Source organism: Streptomyces sp. Je 1-4 4N24 (assembly GCF_026239515.1).
Classification (GTDB): Bacteria; Actinomycetota; Actinomycetes; order Streptomycetales; family Streptomycetaceae; genus Streptomyces; species Streptomyces nigrescens.
Genome location: NZ_CP110836.1, coordinates 7,773,106 through 7,795,271, shown reverse-complemented (window position 1 = coordinate 7,795,271; position 22,166 = coordinate 7,773,106). Strand labels below are relative to the sequence as shown.

The 22,166-nt window shown below is 72.2% G+C and carries 18 protein-coding genes; 6 read left to right on the top strand and 12 right to left on the bottom strand.

The window, feature by feature from the left end; all coding sequences use genetic code 11:
* Nucleotides 1-15 precede the first annotated feature (15 nt).
* Entirely contained in the window at nucleotides 16-714 is a 699-nt protein-coding gene (locus SLV14N_RS34160; RefSeq protein WP_208686330.1) for an alpha/beta fold hydrolase, read from the bottom strand.
* 122 nt (nucleotides 715-836) lie between these two features.
* Between SLV14N_RS34160 and paaK the strand changes: the two genes are divergently transcribed.
* Entirely contained in the window at nucleotides 837-2,153 is a 1,317-nt protein-coding gene (gene paaK, locus SLV14N_RS34155) for a phenylacetate--CoA ligase PaaK (protein ID WP_263273362.1), read from the top strand.
* Nucleotides 2,154-2,192: 39 nt separating this feature from the next.
* Here the strand turns inward: paaK and SLV14N_RS34150 are convergent, their stop codons facing one another.
* The 5 genes from SLV14N_RS34150 to SLV14N_RS34130 form a co-directional block, all read right to left on the bottom strand.
* Entirely contained in the window at nucleotides 2,193-2,993 is an 801-nt protein-coding gene (locus tag SLV14N_RS34150; protein ID WP_208686328.1) for a VOC family protein, read from the bottom strand.
* A gap of 111 nt (nucleotides 2,994-3,104) precedes the next feature.
* Entirely contained in the window at nucleotides 3,105-4,667 is a 1,563-nt protein-coding gene (locus SLV14N_RS34145; protein ID WP_263272450.1) for an acyl-CoA synthetase, read from the bottom strand.
* Nucleotides 4,668-4,784: 117 nt separating this feature from the next.
* Nucleotides 4,785-6,344, bottom strand: coding sequence for an acyl-CoA synthetase (locus SLV14N_RS34140; RefSeq protein WP_263272449.1), 1,560 nt, complete (start codon nucleotides 6,342-6,344; stop codon nucleotides 4,785-4,787).
* Nucleotides 6,345-6,363: 19 nt separating this feature from the next.
* Nucleotides 6,364-7,467, bottom strand: a complete 1,104-nt coding sequence (locus SLV14N_RS34135) for a nitronate monooxygenase family protein (protein ID WP_263272448.1) — start codon at nucleotides 7,465-7,467, stop codon at nucleotides 6,364-6,366.
* Nucleotides 7,468-7,574: 107 nt separating this feature from the next.
* A complete protein-coding gene (locus SLV14N_RS34130) occupies nucleotides 7,575-9,140 on the bottom strand; it encodes an NAD(P)/FAD-dependent oxidoreductase (protein ID WP_263272447.1) in 1,566 nt (521 codons plus the stop codon).
* Nucleotides 9,141-9,319: 179 nt separating this feature from the next.
* On the opposite strand from SLV14N_RS34130, the gene SLV14N_RS34125 reads away from it, so the two are divergent.
* Entirely contained in the window at nucleotides 9,320-10,627 is a 1,308-nt protein-coding gene (locus tag SLV14N_RS34125; RefSeq protein ID WP_263272446.1) for a glycoside hydrolase family 27 protein, read from the top strand.
* A gap of 31 nt (nucleotides 10,628-10,658) precedes the next feature.
* On the opposite strand, the gene SLV14N_RS34120 is transcribed toward SLV14N_RS34125, so the two are convergent.
* The 6 genes from SLV14N_RS34120 to SLV14N_RS34095 form a co-directional block, all read right to left on the bottom strand.
* Nucleotides 10,659-12,776, bottom strand: coding sequence for a serine/threonine-protein kinase (locus SLV14N_RS34120; protein ID WP_263272445.1), 2,118 nt, complete (start codon nucleotides 12,774-12,776; stop codon nucleotides 10,659-10,661).
* 34 nt (nucleotides 12,777-12,810) lie between these two features.
* The gene (locus tag SLV14N_RS34115; RefSeq protein ID WP_263272444.1) at nucleotides 12,811-13,728 is read right to left on the bottom strand and encodes an oxygenase MpaB family protein; all 918 of its coding nucleotides are present in this window, start codon (nucleotides 13,726-13,728) and stop codon (nucleotides 12,811-12,813) included.
* A 22-nt stretch (nucleotides 13,729-13,750) separates the two neighbouring features.
* Nucleotides 13,751-14,968, bottom strand: a complete 1,218-nt coding sequence (locus tag SLV14N_RS34110; RefSeq protein WP_263272443.1) for an acyl-CoA dehydrogenase family protein — start codon at nucleotides 14,966-14,968, stop codon at nucleotides 13,751-13,753.
* Nucleotides 14,969-15,193: 225 nt separating this feature from the next.
* The gene (locus SLV14N_RS34105; protein ID WP_208686311.1) at nucleotides 15,194-15,613 is read right to left on the bottom strand and encodes an SH3 domain-containing protein; all 420 of its coding nucleotides are present in this window, start codon (nucleotides 15,611-15,613) and stop codon (nucleotides 15,194-15,196) included.
* A gap of 176 nt (nucleotides 15,614-15,789) precedes the next feature.
* Entirely contained in the window at nucleotides 15,790-16,554 is a 765-nt protein-coding gene (locus SLV14N_RS34100; protein ID WP_263272442.1) for a VOC family protein, read from the bottom strand.
* Between the two features lie 159 nt (nucleotides 16,555-16,713).
* The gene (locus tag SLV14N_RS34095) at nucleotides 16,714-17,859 is read right to left on the bottom strand and encodes an NAD(P)/FAD-dependent oxidoreductase (RefSeq protein WP_263272441.1); all 1,146 of its coding nucleotides are present in this window, start codon (nucleotides 17,857-17,859) and stop codon (nucleotides 16,714-16,716) included.
* Nucleotides 17,860-18,188: 329 nt separating this feature from the next.
* Between SLV14N_RS34095 and SLV14N_RS34090 the strand changes: the two genes are divergently transcribed.
* The 4 genes from SLV14N_RS34090 (at nucleotide 18,189) to SLV14N_RS34075 (ending at nucleotide 22,160) form a co-directional block, all read left to right on the top strand.
* Entirely contained in the window at nucleotides 18,189-19,199 is a 1,011-nt protein-coding gene (locus tag SLV14N_RS34090; RefSeq protein WP_208686306.1) for an iron ABC transporter permease, read from the top strand.
* Complete coding sequence (locus tag SLV14N_RS34085; RefSeq protein WP_208686304.1) at nucleotides 19,196-20,272, top strand: iron chelate uptake ABC transporter family permease subunit; 1,077 nt, start codon at nucleotides 19,196-19,198, stop codon at nucleotides 20,270-20,272. Before SLV14N_RS34090 ends, SLV14N_RS34085 begins: the two co-directional genes overlap by 4 nt.
* A complete protein-coding gene (locus SLV14N_RS34080; protein ID WP_208686302.1) occupies nucleotides 20,269-21,081 on the top strand; it encodes an ABC transporter ATP-binding protein in 813 nt (270 codons plus the stop codon). The genes SLV14N_RS34085 and SLV14N_RS34080 overlap by 4 nt, the downstream gene beginning before the upstream one ends.
* A 65-nt stretch (nucleotides 21,082-21,146) precedes the next feature.
* Nucleotides 21,147-22,160 carry an ABC transporter substrate-binding protein gene (locus SLV14N_RS34075; protein WP_263272440.1) on the top strand — a complete coding sequence of 338 codons (1,014 nt, stop codon included), beginning with the start codon at nucleotides 21,147-21,149 and terminating at the stop codon, nucleotides 22,158-22,160.
* Nucleotides 22,161-22,166 lie beyond the last annotated feature (6 nt).

The following is a 22,166-nucleotide window of genomic DNA, read 5'->3' as shown; positions in this document are numbered from 1 at the left end:
CGGCCGCGCGGCGGGCTACGGGCGCGGTGCCAGGAACGAGTTGACCGCCGCGAGGAACTCGCCGGGGCGCTCCTCGTGGACGAGATGACCGGCGCCCTCCACCGTCACCAGACGGGCATCGGGAAGCCGCTCGACCAGCGCGTCGAGGTGTCCCTGCGGGATACGGCCGGCCTCGCCGCCGCCGATGACCAGGGTCGGTGCGGTGATCTTCTCCAGCGCCTCCCACCACACGGGGTCGGGTGCGTTGCGCTCCGCCACCACCGCGGCCTCGGCCTGCCAGTCGAACGGCTGCGGGCCGGCCGGCTGCTCCGGCACTTCCTGCGGCGGGTCGGCGGGCAGCGGCGGGGGCACCTCTTCCAGCACCAGCCGGTCCACCAGCTCCGGGCGCTCCGCGGCCACCAGCAGGGCGGCCAGCGCGCCCAGCGAGTGCCCGATGAGGGTCACCCGCGCCAGACCGAGCGCCTGGAGGAAGCCGATCACATCGTCCCGCCACTGGGCGGAGCCGTAGTCGCCCGGCCAGTCGCTGTGGCCGTGGCCGCGCTGGTCGAGGGCGAAGACGCGGTGGGTGCCGGCGAGCCGGCCGACCACTCCGCGCCAGTCCTCGCCGTCCTCACCGAGGCAGTGCAGCAGCACGGCCGGGGGCGCGTCCTCCTCTCCCCACACCCGGTATGCCAGCTGGACCTCACCGACCTGCACTTTCTGGACGTCACTCATGCGCTGGACGCTACCCGCGAGCCGGCTGCGCCACGCCCCTTGACGTGTTCGCCGCGCGCTGATTACTTGGATCAGCATGTAGCTACCGAATGATCGGTAGGGAAACCGAGGCGGTGAACTCCATGCCGGAAGCGGCTACGGGCAGTGAGGCGTTCGACGAGGTGGAACGGCTCTCCGGGGACGCGTTGCGCGCGCTGCAACTGACCCGGCTGCGCGCCTCGTTGCAGCACGCCTATGACCACGTCCCGTTCTACCGGGAGTCCTTCGACCGGGCCGGGGTGCATCCGCAGGACTGCCGCTCGCTCGGCGATCTCGCCCGGTTCCCGTTCACCGTCAAGGACGATCTGCGCGCCCAGTACCCCTTCGGGATGTTCGCCGTCCCCAAGGCGGAGGTGCGCCGTATCCATGCCTCCAGCGGCACCACGGGCCGCCCGACGGTCGTGGGCTACACCGAGCGCGATCTGTCGCACTGGGCGGATGTGGTCGCCCGTTCTCTTTACGCGGCCGGCGGCCGGCCCGGTCACACCGTCCATATCGCGTACGGATACGGGCTGTTCACCGGCGGGCTGGGCGCGCACTACGGCGCGGAGCGGCTCGGCTGCACGGTCGTGCCGGCCTCCGGCGGGATGACCGGTCGGCAGGTGCAGATCATCCAGGACTTCCGCCCCGAGATCATCATGGTCACGCCCTCGTACATGCTCACCCTGCTGGACGAGTTCGAGCGGCAGGGCATCGATCCCCGGACGACCTCGCTCAGGGTGGGTGTCTTCGGCGCCGAGCCCTGGACACAGGAGATGCGCCGCGAGATCGAGGAGCGGTTCGCGATCGACGCCGTGGACATCTACGGCCTGTCGGAGGTCATGGGCCCGGGCGTCGCCCAGGAGTGTGTGGAGACCAAGGACGGGCTGCACATCTGGGAGGACCACTTCTATCCGGAGGTGGTCGATCCGCTCACCGGCGAGGTACTGCCGGACGGTGCGCACGGCGAGCTGGTGTTCACCTCGCTCACCAAGGAAGCGATGCCGGTCGTCCGCTACCGCACCCGGGATCTGACCCGGCTGCTGCCCGGCACCGCCCGCCCCGCCTTCCGCCGGATGGAGAAGATCACCGGACGCAGCGACGACATGATCATTCTGCGGGGGGTCAATCTCTTCCCCGCACAGATCGAGGAGATCGTGCTGCGTACGCCCGGCGTCGCTCCGCACTTCCAGCTCAGGCTGACCCGGGAGGGCCGGATGGACCGGCTGACCGTGCGCGCCGAGGCCCGGCCGGATGCGACCCCTGAGGCACGCACGGCCGCCGCCGGGCTGATCGCGCACAGCGTCAAGGAGGGCATCGGGGTCTCGGTCGCGGTCGAGATCATCGACCCGGAGACGCTGGAGCGCTCGGTCGGCAAGATCAAGCGCATCGTGGACGCCCGGCCGCGGGACACCGCCTGAGCACTGCCGACCGTCGGCAGCCGTCTGCGGCAGGGCCGTTCAGGTCATCGTCGGGTCCCCCTTGATCAGGGCGAACGGGGCCCCGGCCGGGTCCGTGACCATGGCCAGCCGGCCGACGCCGGGGGCATCGGTGGGCGGGATGAGTACCGTGGCGCCCTGGCCGGTGGCCGCGGCGAAGGTGGCGTCACAGTCGGTCACACCGAAATACGGGTGCCACTCCGAGGTCGAACCGGCCTTCAGGTTCTCCTCCGGCAGCTGCATGATGCCGCCCTGTCCCGAGTCGTCGCCCTCGCCGCCGCCCGGTGCGGAGACGACCGAGTAGACGATGTCGCCGCCCATCGGCATGTCCTGGTGGTCCCAGGAGAAGACGGAGCGGTAGAAGTCCTTCGCCGCGGCGGCGTCGGTGGTGTACAGCTCCGTCCAGCAGAGCGTGTTCGGCTCCATCACCCGCTCCAGGCCCTGGACGTCGCCCGGCTGCCAGACGGCGAAGTCGGCGCCCGTCGGGTCGGTGAAGGCGGCCAGCCGGCCCGCGGTGAAGACATCCATCGGCAGGACCCGCACCGAGCCGCCGGCCTGCTGCACCGTCTTGGCGGTGGCGTCCGCGTCGGGGGTCTGGAAGTACACGGTCCAGGCGGAGCGGGCGCCCTCGTCCATCAGTGGGCCGATGGCACCGACCGTCTTGCCGCCGAGCTGGAAGAAGCCGTACCCGCCGGCATCCGGGCCGGCCGACTGGAAGCTCCAGCCGAACACGGCGGAGTAGAAGGAGACGGCGGCGTCGATGTCGGGGGCTCCCAGGTCGAGCCAGTTCGGGGTGCCCGGGACATAGTTGGTGGTCAGCATGGAGGGCCTCCGTTGCACGGATCGTGACGTGCACGGCGGTGTGCGCGCCATTTCTCAGCATGGCAGCGGGCACTGACAGCCGCCCTTCACGCACGCCGTGCCGGGCCCGGCTCAGGGTGCGCCGAACCGGGCCCGCAGCTCGCGCTTGAGGACCTTGCCGCTGGCGTTGCGCGGCAGCGCGTCCACGAACATCACCCGTTTGGGCGCCTTGAACGGTGCCAGTCGGGCGCGGGCCACCTCGATCAGCTCCCGCTCCCCCACCTCGTCGCCGCCGCCCGCGCCGTCCGCGCGCCGTACGACCACCGCGGTCACCGCCTCGATCCAGCGCTCGTCCGGCAGCCCGATGACGGCGACCTCGGCCACCTGCGGATGCTCGTAGAGCACATCCTCCACCTGGCGCGAGGCGACCAGTACGCCACCGGAGTTGATGACGTCCTTGACCCGGTCGACCACCGTGAAATAGCCCTCCGCGTCGCGGACGGCGAGATCACCGGAGTGGAACCAGCCGCCCCGGAAGGCCTCGGCGGTCTCCTCCGGCTTGTCCCAGTAGCCGGTGCACAGCTGGGGTGACCGGTAGACGACCTCGCCCCGGGTGCCGTCGGGTACCTCCCGGCCCGCCTCGTCCACCACCCGTGCCTCGACGAACAGCACCGGGCGCCCGCAGGAGTCCATCCGGCCCTCGTGCTCCCCGGGGCCGAGCACGGTGGCCAGCGGCCCGATCTCGCTCTGCCCGAAGCAGTTGTAGAAGGCGAGGCCGGGCAGCCGGGCGCGGAGCCGCTCCAGGACCGGCACCGGCATGATCGAGGCCCCGTAGTAGGCCTTGCGCAGCCCGCTCAGCTCCCGGACGGTGAAATCGGGGTGGTTCGCCAGCGCGATCCACACGGTCGGCGGGGCGAACAGGCTGTCGGCCAGGCCCGCTTCCACCAGGTCGAAGATCCGGCCCGGGTCGGGCCCGTCCAGGATGGTGTTCTCCGCGCCCACCGCCAGATACGGCAGCAGGAACACATGCATCTGCGCGGAGTGGTAGAGCGGCAGCGAGTGCACCGGCCGGTCCGTCTCCTTCAGGTCGAGGGCGACGACGGCGCTGGTGTACTCGTGCACCAGGGCGCGGTGCGTCATCATCGCGCCCTTGGGCAGCGCGGTGGTTCCGGAGGTGTAGAGGAGCTGGACGAGGGCGTCGTCGGGCACCTCGGTGACCAGGTCCGCGGCGCCGGGACCCGCCGGCCCCGGCTCGGTGCCCGCGGGCGCTTCCCGGGCCGCGATCCGCTCCAGCAGCCCGCCGGGCGCCCCGCAGAGGGGCATGGTGCGGACGGAATCCGGCAGCCGGTGCGCGAGCGCGGCGTCGGTGAGCGCCAGCCCGCTGCCCGACTGGTCCAGGAGGTAGCGCAGATCCTCGCCGGTCAGGCTGTGATTGACCGGAACGTGCACCAGTCCGGCGCGGGCGCAGGCCAGAAAGCCGATCAGATACGCATCGGAGTTGTGTCCGTAGGAGGCGACCCGGTCGCCGGGCTCCAGGCCGTCCGCCAGCAGCACCCGGGCCGCGGCGGTCACCGCCTCGTCCAGCTCGCGATAGGTCCAGGACCGGTCCGCGTACCGCACCGCGGTCCGTCCGGGCACCCGGCGGGCGCTGCGTCGCAGGACTCCGTCGACCGTATTGCTCCGCGCTTGCGTCATGGCGCGATCCTGGGCCGCACCCCCCTCCGGGTCAAGGCACCCGGCGGAGTCCGGCGCCGGCGGGCCGCGGCCGGTCCGGGAGGGCGGACCGGCCGCGCGGGCGCGCGGGGTGCACGTTTACAGGGCGCGCTCCCTGCCCTCCCAGTACGGGTCACGCAGCCGCCGCTTGTAGAGCTTGCCGTTGGGGTCGCGCGGCATGAGGGCGATGAAGTCGAGCGACTTGGGCCGCTTGTAGCCCGCCAGCCGCTGTGCGCAGTGGGCCAGGATCTCCGCGGCCAGTCCGGACGACGGCGGATGGCCCTCGGCGGGTTCGACGACGGCCTTGACCTCCTCGCCCCAGTCGTCGTGCGGGATGCCGAAGGCGGCCGCGTCGGCCACCGCGGGGTGGCCGAGCAGGGCGGACTCGATCTCGGCGGGGTAGATGTTCACCCCGCCGGAGATGATCATGTCGATCTTGCGGTCACGGAGGAAGAGATAGCCGTCCTCGTCGAGGTAGCCCAGGTCACCGACGGTGAAGAAGTCACCGATCCGGTTCTTCCGGGTCTTGCCCTCGTCCTTGTGGTAGCGGAAACCGCCGGTGCTCATCTTCAGGTAGACGGTGCCGAGTTCGCCCGCGGGCAGCCGGTTGCCGTCGTCGTCGAAGACGGCCAGTTCGCTGATCGGCCAGGCCTTGCCGACCGTCCCGGGCTTCTTCAGCCAGTCCTCGGCGGTCGCGAAGGCACCGCCGCCCTCGCTCGCCGCGTAGTACTCCTCGACACAGTCGCCCCACCAGTCGATCATTGCGCGCTTGACGTGGTCGGGGCAGGGGGCCGCGCCATGGATGGCATGCCGCATCGCGCTCACGTCGTACGCCGCACGGGTCTCCTCCGGCAGTGCGAGCAGCCGGTGGAACTGGGTGGGCACCATATGGGTGTGGGTGCAGCGCTGCGCGTCCATCAGGGCCAGCATGCGCTGCGGTGTCCACTTGTCCATCAGGACGAGGCGGTGGCCGATGTGCAGTGAGGCACCGGCGAACTGCAGCACGGCCGTGTGGTACAGCGGTGAGCAGACCAGGTGGACGTTGTCGTCGAACGGCTTGATGCCGAAGATGGCGAGGAAGCCGCCGAGGTAGGAGTCCTCGGGCGGGGTGCCGGGCAGCGGGCGGCGGATACCGCGCGGGCGTCCGGTGGTGCCCGAGGTGTAGTTCATGACCCAGCCCAGGGTGCGGTCGGCGGGCGCGGACTGCGGCTGTCCGTCGAGGAGTTGCCCGTACGGCCGGAAGCCGTCGATGTGACCGGCGGCGTAGCGCCGGGACGCGGGCAGCTCCGCCTCGTCCGCGGCCTGCCGGGCCGCCTGCGCGAACCGCTCGTGCGCGATCAGCACCTTCGCCCCGGAGTCGGCCACGATCCAGGCGATCTCCGGGCCGACCAGGTGGTGGTTGACGGGGACGAGGTAGAAACCGGCCTGGGACGCGGCGAGGTAGGCGGTGAAGAACTCGACGCCGTTGGGGAGGACCACGGCGAAGGCGTCGCCGCGTTCCAGGCCCGCCGCGCGCAGCCCGTGGACCAGCTGATTGCTCGCGGCGTGCAGCCGGCCCGCGGTCCACTCCTCGCCGTCCGGGGTGATCAGGACCGTCCGGTCCGGGTCGGCGGCGGCCTGCGCCCAGAAGCCGTTGGGCGGTGGGGAGTCCTTGCTCATTCCGCTGTCCTCCTCGGGTTCATACGCGTCCGGCGATGCGGTTGATCCGGTCGATGGCCCGCTCGAAGCCGCGGGTCAGCTCGTCGAAGACGGCCTGTACGCTGCGTTCGCTGTTCATCCGGCCGACGATCTGGCCGACCGGGGTACCCAGCAGCGGCTCGACCTCGTGCCGCTGGATACGGGAGTTGGCCTCGGCGACCAGCAGGCCCTGCAGCGGCATGGGCAGGGTGCCGGGGCCGCTCGGGTCGTCCCAGGCGTCGGTCCATGCGGTGCGCAGCTGACGGGCGGGTTTGCCGGTCAGGGCGCGGGAGCGGACGGTGTCCCCGGGGCCCGCGGCGAGCAGTTTCGCGGTCAGCCGCCGGGAGTGCAGCTGGGCCTCCTCGGTGGTCAGCCAGAGCGAGCCCAGCCAGACGCCCTGTGCGCCGAGGGCGAGTCCGGCGGCGATCTGCTCCCCGGTGCCGATGCCGCCCGCTGCGAGCACCGGCAGCGGGTCGACGGCGGCCACCACCTCCGGGGTGAGCACCATGGTGGCGATCTCGCCGGTGTGCCCGCCCGCCTCGTAGCCCTGGGCGACCACGATGTCGATGCCGGCGGCCTTGTGGTGCAGGGCGTGCCGGGGGCTGCCGGCCAGCGCGGCGACGAGGATGCCGTGCGCGTGGGCGCGCTCGATGACATCGGCCGGCGGCGACCCGAGGGCGTTGGCCAGCAGCTTGATCGGATAGTCGAAGGCCACATCGAGCTGGGTGCGGGCGACCTCCTCCATCCAGCCGGTGATCCGCCAGCCGGACGCCTCGCCCTCCGCGAGCCGCGGTACCTGGTGTTTTTCGAGCAGTTCGGCGACGAAGCGGCGGTGCTCCTCCGGGATCATCGCCTCGACCTCGGCCTCGCTGACGCCTGTCACCTTCTTGGCGGGCATCACCACATCGAGCCCGTACGGGAGCCCGTCGGTGTGCTCCTGCATCCAGTCGAGGTCACGCGCCAGCTCGTCCGGCGCGGTGTACCGGACCGCCCCGAGCACCCCGAACCCGCCGGCCCGGGTGATGGCCGCGGCGACCGCGGGGAAGGGTGTGAACCCGAAGACGGCGTGCTCGGCTCCCAGCGTGTTGCTCAGCTCCGTCTGCATGGGCGCAGGATGCCGCAGGGGGCCGTACGAGGGAAGAGATTTTCTGATGCCTCGTCAGAAACTTGCGTCGTCGGGTCGTTCCGTCGCCCCGGACCTACCCGTACCCCTCACCCCTCCTCCAGCACCGCCATCGCCGCGTTGTGGCCCGGGATACCGCTCACTCCCCCGCCACGTACCGCGCCCGCGCCGCACAGGAGGACGTTGGGATGCGTGGTCGCCACTCCCCAGCGGGCCGGGGCGGTGCCCTCGGCGGCGTCATCCTCCGGCTCCGCGTACGGAAAGGCCAGGTCGCGGTGGAAGATGTTGCCGCCGGGCAGGCCCAGTTCACGGTCCAGGTCGAGAGGAGATCTGGCCTCGATGCAGGGGCGGCCGTCGGCGTCGTGGGCCAGGCAGCCTGCGAGGGGTTCGGCGAGGTGGGTGTCCAGCTCGGCGAGGGTGGCCGCCAGGAGGCGGTCGCGGGTGGCGTCGTTGTCGGCGGTGAACAGGCGCGCGGGGGCGTGCAGCCCGAACAGGGTGAGCGTCTGGTAGCCCTGGCGGACCAGGTCGGCGCCGAGGATGGAGGGGTCGGTGAGGGAGTGGCAGTAGATCTCGGAGGGCGGGGAGACGGGCAGACCGCCGGACGCGGCCTGCTGGTAGGCGTCCTCCAGCTGGCGGTAGCCCTCGGCGATGTGGAAGGTGCCGGAGAAAGCCTCCCGCAGGTCCACGCCAGTGTCCCGTAGCCGCGGCAGCCGGGTGAGCAGCATATTGACCTTGAGCTGGGCGCCCTCGGCGGGTGGCGGCGGAGCCTCGCCCAGGAGGCGGGCCAGCTCCCGCGGGGCGGCGTTGACGAGGACCCGGCGGGCGCCGACGGTGCCCTGGTCGCAGGTCACCTCCGCGCTGCGGCCGTCCGTCGCGATCCCGGTCACCGCGCAATCGGTGACGATCTCCGCCCCGGCCCGGCGGGCGGCGTCGGCCAGGGCGTCGGTGAGGGCGCCCATCCCGCCGATGGGGACGTCCCAGTCGCCGGTGCCGCCGCCGATCACGTGGTAGAGGAAGCAGCGGTTCTGGCGCAGCGACGGGTCATGAGCACCGGCGAAGGTGCCGATCAGGGCGTCGGTGAGCACCACTCCGCGGACCAGGTCGTCGGTGAAGGTCTCCTCGACCAGCTCGCCCAGGGGGCGTTCGAACAGCGCGTGCCAGAGGGCGTCGTCGTCGACCGTGGCGCGCAGCGCGGCGCGGGTGGGGAGCGGCTCGGTCAGGGTGGGGAAGACCCGTTCGGCCAGCCGCTGCGTACTGCCGTAGAAGCGCTGCCAGGCGGTGAACTCACGGTCGGAGCCGGTGAGTTCGGCGAACGCGGTACGGGTCCGGGCCTCGCCGCCGCCCACGAGGAGTCCGGTGGGGCGGCCGTCGCGTACGGCGGGGGTGTAGGAGGAGACGGTGCGTTTGCGGACCGCGAACCGCAGCCCGAGATCCTGCACGATCTTCGACGGCAGCAGGCTGACGAGGTAGGAGTAGCGGGACAGCCGGGCGTCGACCCCGGCGAACGCCCGGGTCGACACGGCCGCACCACCGGTGTGGTCCAGCCGCTCCAGCACCAGCACGCTGCGCCCGGCGCGTGCGAGATAGGCGGCGGCCACCAGTCCGTTGTGCCCGCCACCGACGATGACCGCGTCGTACGAAGTCCGTTCCGGCATGCCCCTTGGTAGCACGCGGTGATCCCGGTCGCCAGGTGCAGGCGGCTGAAACCTCCGCCCAGGTCGGTGCGGCTTCTTGACCGGGCCGGGGGCTGCTCCTAGCGTCCGGCCGTGCTCCGCCCCGGCACCGCTCCCGCCGTCCGCTCCGCAGGCCGTCCCGCCCACCCGTGAGGTGACCCGTGCCCCATCCGTCGGTACCCCGCATCGGCCGCACCTTCGCCGGACTGACCGCCGTCGTCGCCTGCTCGGCCGGGCTGCTCGCGGCCCCCGCGCCCGCCTCCGCCGCCCCCGATCCGGCCCGCGCGCCCGGCGCCCCGCGCCCCGCCGGGGCGTATCCGAATCTGGCGCCGCGCCCCCCGATGGGCTGGAACAACTGGTCGTACTACATGTGCGACCTCGACGAGAAGGTCGTCCTCGACAATGCGCGGGCGCTGGTCCGTACGGGGCTGGCCCGGAAGGGCTACCGCACCGTCACCGTCGACGACTGCTGGATGAGCAGACAGCGTGACGCCCACGGCCGGCTGGTGGCGGACCGGACGAAGTTCCCGCACGGTATGGCTCACCTCGGGGAGCAGCTGCACCGGATGGGGCTGAAGTTCGGGATCTATGCGGACGTCGGCACGCTCACCTGTGAGAAGTTCCCGGGCAGCCTGGGGCACTTCCAGCAGGACGCGGAGCAGTTCGCCCGCTGGAAGGTGGACTACGTCAAGGCGGACGGCTGCAATGTGCCGGTGACGCCGGGGCACAGCAAGGAGGCGGCCTACCGGGATCTGTACGGGCAGCTGAGCCGGGCGCTCCGTGCCACCGGCCGTCCGATGACCTTCTCCGTGTCGGCACCGGCCTATTTCCAGTTCGACGGGGACAGCGTCTGGCACCGGGTCATCGGCTGGTCGGCCGAGGTCGGCAACCTGTGGCGGACCGGCCGGGATGTGGCCCTGGAGAAGAGCACACCGGCCGCGAAGTGGGCCTCCATCGTCCACAACTTCCGCTACAACTCCCGCCTGGCCGGCCTCCAGCAGCCCGGGCGCTGGAACGATCCGGACTTTCTGCTGGCCGGGGCGGCGGGGCTGACACGGCATGAGATGCAGAGCCAGATGTCGCTGTGGGCGATGATGGCCGCACCGCTGATCTCCAGTACGGATGTGGGCGAGCTGTCCCCCGCGGCGCGCAAGGTGCTCGGGAACGAACAGGTCATCGCCGTCGACCAGGATCCGCTCGGCGTCCAGGGGCGCGTCGTCGCGCAGGACGACGGCTCGGCGGTGCTGTCCAAGCCGCTGAAGAACGGCGACCGGGCGGTCGCCCTGTTCAACTCTGGCGGCAGCCCGCGCACCCTGTCCGTCTCCGCCGGCGCGGCCGGTCTGGCGAGGTCCGGCTCCTACCGGCTGCACAATCTGGTCACCGGCCGCCGTACGCACAGCGAGGGGAACATCGTGGCGCGGGAGGTGCCGCCGCACAGCACCGTGCTCTACCGGGTCACTCCGAGCTGACCGGGGGCCGCGGACCAGGTGCCATCCCGCTTCACGGCCGGCGTACGGCGCGCTCCTGGTGCAGGGCCGCGACCCGGCGGTGGAGCGCGGCCGCCTCGTCCCCGCGGCCCAGTTGCTCCAGGCACTGGGCGAGGTCGCCCTGGCTGGCCAGCGCGTCGAGGTGGGCGGCGCCCAGGACCCGTTCGCGGGCGTCGGCGACCTGGCGGTAGAGGTCCAGTGCCTCGCTCCAGCGGCCGAGCCAGCCGAGCGCCACGGCGGTCTCCCGGCGGCTGACCAGGGTGTCGGGGTGCTCGGGACCGAGCACCCGCGCACGGGCCGCGGCCACCTCGCGGGCCTCCACGAGCGCCTCCTGCCAGCGGTTCTGCCGCCCGAGGTTGACGACCAGACCGTGCCGGGCGCGCAGTGTCTCCGGGTCGTCGGCGCCCTGGGCGCGGGTACGGTCCGCAACCAGGTCGCGGTAGAGGGCCAGGGCCTCCGCGCTGCGGCCGAGCCGGCCGAGGCCGATGCCGACCTCGTAACGGGCGGCGAGAGTGTCGTCGTGGGCGGGTCCGAGCGTGGCGGTGCGCGCCGCCGCGACCCCCTGGTAGGTGTGCAGGGCATCCGCCCACTGACCCAACTTGCCCAGTACATAGGCGAGTTCGCAGTAGGTGGCGAGGGTGTCGGGGTGCTGGGCGCCGAGCACCCGGGCGCGGGCCGCGGCCACCTCCTGGGCCATGGCACGGCTGTCCTCCAGCCGTCCCAGCCGGCCGAGGTTGCCTGCGACATGGTGGCGGCAGCTCAGGGAGTCGGGATGGTCCGGGCCCAGGGCGCGCTCGCGGCCCGCCAGTACCTCGGCGTAGATCTGGTGCGCCTCGAAGTGCCGGCCGAGACGGCCCAGGGCATGGCCGGCCTCCAGACGGCTGGTGAGGGTGTCGGGGTGGTCGGGGCCGAGGAGCCGCTCGCGGTCGGCGGCGAGTGCGCGGTGCGCCTCGCCCGCCTCCTCCCAGCGGCCCAGCCGGCCGAGGTCCAGCGCGGCGGTGTGCCGTCCGGCCAGCTCGGCGAGGGCGGCACGGCGGTCGTCCGGCGGTGCCGGGCTGGCGATGCCGGCGGCCGGGGACGCGCCGCCGCCCCGCGGGTCGGTGCCGCCGGTCCAGGTGCCGGTGAGGACCGTGGCGCCCCCGTCGTCCGGATACCGCTGCGGCCGCCGGGTCGCGCCCGCCGGGGAGCCGAACGTCATCCCGTCGGTCCAGGGCGGCAGCTGCCAGGCGGGGACCGTCACCTCCTCCGGACCGGCGGCCGCGGTGCCCCGGCCGGAGTGCGACCGGCGGGCATCGACCAGGCGTTTGCCCAGCTCGTCGGCGTCCCGGGGCCGGTCGTCGGGGTCCTTGGCGAGGAGTTCGAGCATGATCCGCTCGTAGGCCTCGGGCAGGTCGGGGCGGAGCGTACGCGGCGGCTTCGGCGCCAGGTCGCGGTGACCGACGAGCACCGCCCAGGCGTCGCCCAGGTCGAACGGCGGCACGCCGGTGGCGATCTCGTACAGCACACAGCCGAAGGAGTAGAGATCGCTGCGGTGGTCGATGCCGTGGGCGCCGATCTGTTCGGGCGACATGTAGTGCGGGCTGCCCATGGCGATACCGGTGCCGGTGAGGCGGGCGGTGAAGCCGATGTCATGGCCGAGCCGGGCGATGCCGAAGTCGCAGATCTTGACGGTGCCGTCGGCGGTCCGGACGATGTTCGCCGGTTTCAGATCGCGGTGCACGATGGCCTGTTCATGGGTGTAGGCCAGCGCGGCCGTGACCTGTTCGGCGATCTCGATGACGTCCGGGACGGGCAGCGGCTGGCGGCGGTTGTCGTCCAGCAGCTGGCTGAGGTTACGGCCGCTGAGCAGCTCCATGACGATGAAGAGGGTGCCGTCGTCCTCGCCGAAGTCATGGACGACGGTGATACCGCGGTGCTGGAGCGCGGCCGCGACCCGGGCCTCACGGCGGAAACGTTCGCGCAGCACCTGGAGGAACGAGGGTTCGTGCCGCGGCCCCAGCGGCTTGAGGCATTTGACCGCGACCTGCCGGCCCAGCGACTCGTCGCGGGCCCGCCACACCTCCCCCATCCCGCCACGCCCGATGGTGTCGAGAAGCCGGTACCGCCGTTGAATCAGTCTGTTTTCCGCCACCGTGTATCGCCGCCCCCGTCCCCGTTCCCCGCGGTCAGCCGCGCAGCTCCCCCTGCGTGCCCTCCTGCCCGTCCAGTATGGCGGCGGATCGGCGGAGCTTGTAGGGCGCTGGGCGGGTGTCGGGACCGAGTCGTTCGACGGCGCGCAGGATGTGCCGGGGCGGGAGCCGCCAGCGGACCGTGGGCGGAATGGCGCGAAGGAGGCGGCCGGCGGCGCACAGCCGGCGGGTGACGGCGGACGGCGGGGGCGCGGGGCGCCCGTAGAGCTCGTGTGCGTACGCCGGGAGGGCGCCGTAGGCGAGCTCTGCCACCTGCCGCCAGAGCAGGGCGCGGACCGGGACGAGCGCGGCCGGGGTCGGTGGCCGGCGCAGGAAGCCGTCCACCTCGCGGGCCTCGGGGGTCAGCGCCAACTCGGGCCGTACGCGGGCGAAGTAGGCGGCCAGCGCGGCCCGGCTGCCGGGCACACCGGCCGGGTCGAGGCCGACGAGCCGGGCGCTCTCGCGCTGCTCGTCGAGGTAGGCATCGGCCCGGTCGTCGCCGACGGGGTAGCCGGAGCGGCGCAGTACGTGCAGATAGGAGTCCACCTCGGCGCAGTGCACCCACAGCAGCAGGTCCGGTGCGTCGATGCCGTAGCGCTCGCCGGTGGCCGGGTCGGTGGCGGACAGCCTGCGGTGGATACCGCGGACCGCGGCGCCGGCCCCTTCGGCCGCCCCGGTGGTGCCGTAGGTGAGGGTGCCGACGAAGTTGGCGGTCCGCATCAGCCGGCCCCAGGCGTCCTGGCTGCCCTGCTTGCTCATCCGGAACGCGGCGGAGTTCTGGTGCACACCGCGCACCGCGCGGGGGTGCAGCGCCTGGAGGTACAGCGCCCGGACGCCCGCGATCCACATCATCGGATCCGCATGCATCTGCCAGGTCACGGAGCGGGGCCCGAAGAGCCCCGGGTCTCCTGCCATCACCGCACCTCCCGCTGCCGGATCAGCGCCGTACCCGCGGCATCCCGAGGCCGATCCACGAGATGATCTCGCGCTGGATCTCATTGTTGCCGCCGCCGAAGGTGAAGATGACGGCGGAGCGGTAGCCGCGTTCCAGTTCGCCGTGCAGGACCGCTCCGGCCGAGCCCTCCTTGAGCGGGCCCGCGGCGCCGACGACCTCCATCAGCCAGGCGTAGGCGTCCCGCCTGGCCTCGGAGCCGTAGACCTTGACCGCCGAGGCGTCCTGCGGGGTGAGCGTGCCGTGCTGGAGGGCGTCGACCATCTGCCAGTTCAGCAGCTTCATGGCATCCAGTCTGGTGTGGGTACGGGCCAGCCGTCCACGTACCCAGCCCAGGTCGATGACCCGGCGGCCGTCGGCGAGCTTGGTGTCGGCGGCCCAGCGCTGGACGTTGTGCAGGGCGCGGATGGCCATGGTGCCGTGGGCGGCGAGGGTGACCCGCTCGTGGTTGAGCTGGTTGGTGATGATCCGCCAGCCCTTGTTCTCCCGGCCGACGCGGCGGGAGGCCGGGACGGTGATGTTCTCGTAGTAGCTGGCGGTGGTGTCGTGCGAGGCGAGGGTGTTGATCAGGGTGCAGGAGTAGCCGGGGTCGCTGGTGGGGACCAGAAGCATGGTGATGCCCTTGTGGGGCGGGGCGGCCGGGTCGGTGCGCACCGCGAGCCACACCCACTCCGCGGTGTCACCGTTGGTCGTCCAGATCTTCTGCCCGTTGACGAGGTAGTGGCCGGTCTCCTCGTCGCCCTCCCGTACGGCGCGGGTCTTGAGGGCGGCCAGGTCGGTGCCGGCGTCGGGTTCGCTGTAGCCGATGGCGAAGTCGACCTCGCCGGAGAGGATCCTGGGCAGGAAGTAGGACTTCTGCTCGTCGGTGCCGAACTGCATGATCGTCGGGCCGACGGTGTTCAGCGCCATCAGCGGCAGCGGCACCCCCGCCTGGGCGGCCTCGTCGAAGAAGATGAACTGTTCCATCGGGGAGATGCCGCGGCCGCCGAACTCCTTGGGCCAGCCGACGCCGAGCCAGCCGTCGGCACCCAGCCGGCGCACGGTCTCGCGGTAGAAGCGCTTCTGGGCGGCGGGGTCGGCGAGGGGGGCGCCCCTGGTGCCCTCGGGATCACGGCCGTAGGTGTTGTCCGGCACCAGCGCGGCGAAGTACGTGCGCAGCTCGGCGCGCAACTGCTGCTGCTCGGGGGTGTATTCGAGGTGCACGGCCCCTCCAGTTCGTCCGGTCCGGTCGTCCGGTCCGAGGACGGCCCGCGAAGCTGATGGTCCGTCGGCTGCCGGATCGAGGGGCACAGTAGAACGCGTTCCAGTAATACGGAAGGGCGTGGGCGTGCGGACGGAGGACCGGACGGCGGGGCGCGGCGGCGGTACACACACGAAGGCCCGGTCCGGCGCCGCTGCGGCACCGGGCCGGGCCTCCCCGGGGCTCCATCAGCCCACGGTGTGCTTCGCCGGGTGGCTCGTCTGCACCCGGGTGCGGTGGACGTCCTTGCAGTACTTGACCTGACCGCTGTTGGTCACGTACTTCGCCGCGACCCAGGTCCCCCGCTCCGCGCGGGTCAGGTACCAGACGGAGTTGCCGCCCACGCTCTGGGTGCGCACCTTGCACACCAGGCCGACGTGCGCGCGGTGCCGGAGGTAGCCCCGTACGGAGGAGTCCGTGCTGGGGTACTGACGCTCACTCAGCCCCTTCTTGGCGGTGACCACGCCGAAGGGCTTGGCGGGGCCGGGCGTCGCCTGGGCCGGGGCGGCGGCGAGGAGCGTCGCGCCGAGGGCGACGGCCGTGGCCAGCGCACCCGTGCCGGCGACGAGCCGTTTGCCTCGGGCCGCGAGGATGTCGGTCGTGGACATAGGGGTCTCCTGTTCTTGACGCGCAGTGCCACCCACTGGTGGGAAGTGGACATTACGCGCAAACCATCATCGGAATGTGGTGAAACGACGAACAGGCCGCCGATCGTGTGACAGGGCGGGCGCGCCCGGGTCACGGGCCGTCGCTGCCCGGTGGGGCGCACCGGGGACGACCGGGGTCAGCCCTCGGTGCCGACGCGGTGAATGCCGAACGAGCCGCCCTGCGGATCCCGGATCACCGCAACCTTCGGCCCGTGGGGGACCTCCGTCGGGGGCACCAGCAGCATCCCCCCGGACTCGGCGGCCCGAGCGGCCGTCTCATCGACGTCGGCGACCGCGAAGTACGGCAGCCAGTGCGCCCTGACGTCCTCCGGGTAGAACTCGTCCAGCGCGCTCAGACCACCGAAGTCGGCGCCGTCGATGCCCCACTGCGGGTAGTCCTCGTGGGTGCCCACGGTCCAGCCGAAGATCCTCGTGTAGAACGCCTTGGCGGCCTCGGCGTCGCGGGTGGCGAGCTCGACCCAGCCGAGCGAGCCCGGTGCGTTGAACAGCGCGGCACCGGCGAACGTACGGGCCTGCCAGATCGAGAAGACGGCGCCCTCCGGGTCGGTCAGGACGGCGAAGCGGCCCACGTCGAAGACGTCCATCGGTCCCATCAGCTGCCGTCCGCCCGCCTCGGTGACCGACGCGGCCAGCGCGTCGGCGTCCCGGGTCGCGAACGACACGGTCCAGGCGGTCGGCTGCCCGGGGGCGTAGAGCGGGGTCAGCGCGGCGACCGGGGCGCCTCCCAGATACAGCGTGGTGTAGCCGCCCGCCTCCTCCCGCGGGTCGGTCTCGGCGCGCCAGCCGAAGACATGGCGGTAGTACACCTTGGCGGCATCCACGTCCGAGGTGCCCAGCTCCACCCAGCAGGGCGCGCCGGGCGTGGGCTCAGTGATCTTCACGGTGTGTTCCGTCCCTCCGCACCGGGCGCTGCCGGGCGGTGCTGCACTCGTGTCCGTACCCTGCCGGTCTCCGTACGCTGCCGATCGTCCGATGGGCACGGCCGGGCCGCAACCGGAGGGCGGCGTCGGCCGGGCGGGTCGTCCCGCTCCCGTCACGGGTCACGGCCGGCGGGCGGGCAGAAGGCGCAGTGCGCTGTGCGGGGTGTCGGGGGCGAAGGCCTGGGCCAGCGCGCGGGCGGCGTACTCGGCGGCCTGGGCGGCGCGGGGCAGCATGGCCGCCTCGTAGGCGCGTACCGCCGCGTCCGGGTCACCGCCCTCGGCCAGGGCACGGGCGAGTTCACAGCCGTCGAGCATGGCGAGGCCGGCGCCCCCGCCGGCGAACGGCGTCATCAGATGCGCGGCGTCACCGAGCAGGGTCAGGCCCGGAGTGTGGGGCCAGGGGTGCGGCACCGGCAGCGCGAACAGCGGCCGGTTGACGAATCCGCCGTCGTTGTCCCGCAGCAGCGCCAGCAGCCGGTCGCCCCACCCCGCGAACCCGTCGAGCAGTACGGCGCGGACGGCCTCGGTGTCCGTTGTCTTCACCCCGGCCTCCAGTGCCCAGTCCTGGGAGCCACGGAACGCGGCATACACAAGGAGGGGGCCTTGGCCGTGCCGCCGGGCGATCAGCCCCTTGCCGGCGGACAGCGCCAGCATGCCGCCGTCGCCGGCCAGCCGGGCGAGGTCCGGATGGCGGCTGTCGGCGTCCTCGATGCCGGTCTCGACGAAGGTGACACCGGAGTAGTGGGGAGTGTCGTCGGTGAGCATCGGCCGCACCCGGGACCAGGCACCGTCGGCGCCGACGACCAGGTCGAAGGTCTCGGTGTGGCCGTCGTCGAACTCGGCCTTGTGGCGGCCGTCGCCGAGCGGATGCAGGGTGCGCAGATAGCAGTTCCAGTGCACCGTCCCGGCGGTGAGGGAGGCCAGCAGCAGACGGCGCAGTCCGGCCCGGTAGACCTCGGCGCGGTCGGGACCGCCGGGGGCGGGGGCGTCCTGGAGGAGCACGGTCGCGGTGTGGTCGAGCAGTCGCACCTCCTGCCCCGCGGGGTGGGCGAGGGCGGTGAACTCCTCGTACAGACCGGCCGCCCGCAGCGCGGTCCGACCGGTCGTCATCTGCAGTTCCAGGGTGCCGCCTTGCGGATCGACGGCGACCGAGGACTCATGGGTGAAGACGGTGACCGGTACGCCGCTCCGCTGGAGCACGCGGGCACAGGTCAGCCCCCCGGGGCCGGCACCGATGATCGCGATACGCGGAGTGGTGGGGTGCATGGCGCTCCTCGGCCGGGCGGAACCACAGCCCCCCTCACCAGAGAAGCACAGTGCCCCATAACGCACAATTGATGCGCTTACGGTCTGACTCAACACAGAAGCCCCAAAAGGGGTTGACGGGGCGTCACCGGCGACGGCCCGGCGGAGTGGGCGGGCGGGCGAGTGGGTAGGTCGCCCCAGGTCGGGGCCCTCAGGGCGCATCGGATCGACGGTCGGCCGACAAATGGGATAGTTGACCGTTTACCGAACCCCCGCTTGCAGTATTAGGTATGCCTAACCTAATGTAACGACACGTGTCGACGACCAAACCACCTGCCACTGCACCCCCTGTGCCCGATCCGCGTCCCGCCGCTCACACCCTGCGGCGCATCCCGCTGTTCGTGGCCGGGCTCTGTGCACTGGCCGTCTGTGCCGCCCTGAGCCTCGCCCTCGGCGCCCGCTCCGTACCGCTCGCCACCGTGTGGGACGCGCTGACCGGTGCCGCCCACGGCCCGGACGCCCTGGTGGTGACGGGACTTCGGGTACCGCGGACCGTGGTGGCGCTCACGGTCGGTGCGGCGCTCGGGGTCGCCGGAGCGGTGGTCCAGGGCATCACCCGCAATCCGCTCGCGTCCCCGACCACCCTCGGCATCAACGCGGGCGCGGGCTTCGCGGTGGTCACCGCGATCTACGCACTGCATCTGACCCGGCCCGTGGAATACCTCTGGTTCGCCTTCGCGGGCGCCGCGGCCGCCGCGCTGTTCGCCCAGGCCCTGGCCCGGCGCGCCGGTGACCTCGACCCGGTACGCCTCGCGCTGGGAGGCACCGTGCTGCAACTCGTCCTGCTGTCCTGGACGTGGACGGTCATGCTGGCCAGCAAGCGGTCGCTGGACGAGGCCCGGTTCTGGCTGGCCGGTTCGCTGGCCGAGCGCCCGCTGGCGGTGCTCTACCCGGTGCTGCCGACCCTGGCCATCGGTCTGGTCCTCGCGCTGGCCCTCACTCCTGCCCTCAACGCCCTGGCCCTCGGCGACGATTCGGCGCAGGCACTGGGCGTGCCGGTGTCCCGGATCCGCACCGCCGGCGGCCTGGCCGTCGTGCTGCTCGCCGCGTCCGCGGTGGCCGTGGCCGGTCCGCTCGCCTTCATCGGGCTGGCCGCACCGCACCTGGTCCGCCAGTTGCTGCGCACCTCCGACCACCGCGTGCTGGTGCCCGGCTGTCTGATCGCCGGCCCGCTGCTGCTGCTCACCGCCGACATCCTCGGACGGCTCGTCATCCGGCCGTCCGAGCTGCAGGTCGGCATCATCAGCGCGTTCCTCGGCGCGCCGCTGCTGGCGCTGCTGGCCCGGAAGGTGGCCCGGTGAACGACGCCCTGCGAAGCCGGCAGCCGCTCGGCTCCTCCTCCCTGCCGCCCGCCCCGGCCCCCGGACGCCGGGCCGGACGCGGCCGGACCCCGCTGCTCGCCCTCGCCGGTCTGGTGGTGCTCTGCGCGCTGGTGACGGTGTCCGTGGCCAACGGTGAGATGCCGCTGCCTCCCGTCGAGGCGGTCAAGGGACTGTTCGGTGCCGGTGATGCCGGCACGGTGCTGATCGTCCAGGAGTTCCGGGCCCCGCGGATGGCCGCGGCGATCGTCGCGGGAGCGGGCCTGGCGGTGGGCGGTGCCCTGCTGCAGCGGCTGTTCCGCAATCCGCTCGCCTCCCCCGATGTGATGGGGGTGACCGGCGGTGCCTCGTTCGGCGCGGTGGCGATGCTGGCCGCCGGGGCCTCGCAGGCGATGATCCCGCTGGCCGCGCTCGGCGGCGGGCTGCTCGCCGCGGTCCTGCTGGGAGCGTTCGGCTGGCGCTCCGGCACCAGTGTGACCCGTCTGGTGCTGGTCGGTCTCGCCGTACAGGCGGGCCTGTCCGCGGCGGTGAGCTTCATGGTCGTCAGCTTCCCCACCGAGCTGGCCGGCTCGGCCCTGCAGTGGACCACGGGCTCGCTGTACGGGCGGACCTGGACCGAAGTGTGGTCCGCATGCGGGGCGGTGGCCGTGGGCCTCGCCCTCGCCTTCGCGCTGCACCGCCGGCTCGCCGTCCTCGACCTGGGCGACGACTCGGCCGGCACGCTCGGTCTGAACACCCACACCGCCCGGCTGCAGGTCCTGGTCATCGCCATCGTGCTGGCCTCGCTGGCCGCCGCGCTGACCGGCCCGGTCGCCTTTGTCGCGCTGGCCGTCCCGCACATGGTGCGGTTCCTCGCCGGGCCGCCGACCGCCGGGACGCTGGCGCTGTCCGCCCTTGCCGGTGCCGTACTGCTGCTCGCCTCCGACCTGGTGGCGCAGTATCTGCTGCCCGTCAGCGGCCTGCCGGTCGGAGTGGTCACCGCCACTCTGGGCGCGCCCTGGCTGCTGGTGCTGATGATCCGTCAGAGCAGTTCCGTGAACAGGAGTGCCCGATGACCGCCAACCAGCTCTCCACCCACGGACTCGACCTGCGCTACGGCGACCGGCTGATCGTTGGCGGCCTCGATCTGGTGCTGCCCGGCGGCGCCGTCACCGCCGTCGTCGGCCCCAACGCCTGTGGAAAGTCGACCCTGTTGCGCGGTCTGACCCGGCTGCTGCCGCCGGCCGCCGGAACCGTCGCACTGGACGGCGCCGATATCCACCGGATGCCGGCCCGTGCGCTGGCCCTGCGGATGGGACTGCTGCCCCAGCAGCCGGTCACCCCCGACGCGATCACCGTCGAGGCGCTGGTACGGCTCGGCCGCTACCCGCACCAGCGGCTGCTGAGCCCCTGGTCGACGGCGGATCAGCAGGCGGTGGAGGAGGCGCTGCGGCGCACCGGCACCGTGGAGCTGCGCGACCAGCACGTCGACCAGCTCTCCGGCGGCCAGCGGCAGCGCGCCTGGATCGCGCTCGCGCTGGCCCAGGACACCGATCTGCTGCTGCTCGACGAGCCGACCACGTTCCTGGACCTGCGGCACCAGCTCGATGTTCTCGACCTGGTCGCCGCGCTGCACTCCGAGGCGGGCCGCACCGTGGTGATGGTGCTGCACGACCTCGGGCAGGCCGCCCGTTACGCGGATCATCTCGTGGTCCTCAAGGACGGGCAGCTGGCGGCGGCCGGCGCCCCGGCGGACGTACTCGACGCGGAGCTGGTCAAGTCCGTGTTCGACGTGGACTGCCGGGTGATCCCCGACCCCGAGACCGGCACCCCGCTGGTCGTACCCAAGGGCAGCGCGAAACGGCACACAGCCGTCTCCGCCTGACCCTGAACCGCTCTCCCCCACGAGCACTTCCGTTTCCGCTCTCCCCTCAAGGAAGTCGAACCCTCATGTTCACGAGATCTGCATTCCCCGGCGGCCGCCGGCTGTCGGTTACCCTGCTCGCCGCCACCCTGGGCGCCGGGACCCTGACCGCGTGCGGCGGCGGCGCGTCCTCGGACGGCGACGACTCGGCGAAGGGCGGCGCCGGTTTCCCGCGCACCGTCAAGAGCGTCCTCGGCGGCTCGGTGAAGATCCCGGCCAAGCCCAAGCGCGTGGTCGTCCTGGACACCGGTGAGCTGGACGACGTCACCATGCTCGGCATCAAGCCCGTCGGCGCGGTCTCCCCGCACATGAAGAACGACGGCGGCTTCCCCGCCTACCTCAAGGGGAAGATCGGCGGCGTCAAGGACGTCGGTCCTCTTCTCGAGCCGAACCTCGAGAAGATCGCGATGCTGAAGCCCGATCTGATCCTGTCCTCCAAGGTCCGGCACGAGAAGATCTACGACAAGCTCAACGCCATCGCGCCGACCGTCTTCACCGAGACCACCGGCGGCCCCTGGAAGGCCAATCTGAAGGTCCACGCCAAGGCCCTGGGCATGGAGAAGGAAGCCGACCAGAGGCTGAAGGCGTACGAGAACCGGGCCAAGGCGCTGGGTGAGGCCATCAAGAAGAAGTACGACGGCAAGATGCCGTCGGCCTCCGTGGTCCGCTTCGTCGCCGGCCCGACCCGCCTCTACCAGAAGTCCTCCTACAGCGGCGTGGTCCTGAACGACATCGGCCTGGACCGGCCGAAGTCGCAGAGCTCCACCGACCCGATCAAGACGATGCTCGACGTCAGCCCGGAGCAGATCGACAAGGCCGACGCCGACATGGTGTTCGTGACCGTCGCGGACGACCCGGACAAGACCCAGCAGAAGGACGTCACGTCCAACCCGGTCTGGAAGGACCTGCCGGCCGTCAAGGACCACAAGGTCCACAACGTGTCCGACGAGACCTGGATGTCCGGCATCGGTATCCAGGCCGCCGAGCACATGCTCGCCGATGTGGCGAAGGCCACCGGCGTGGCGCTGCCGAAGAGCTGAACCGCC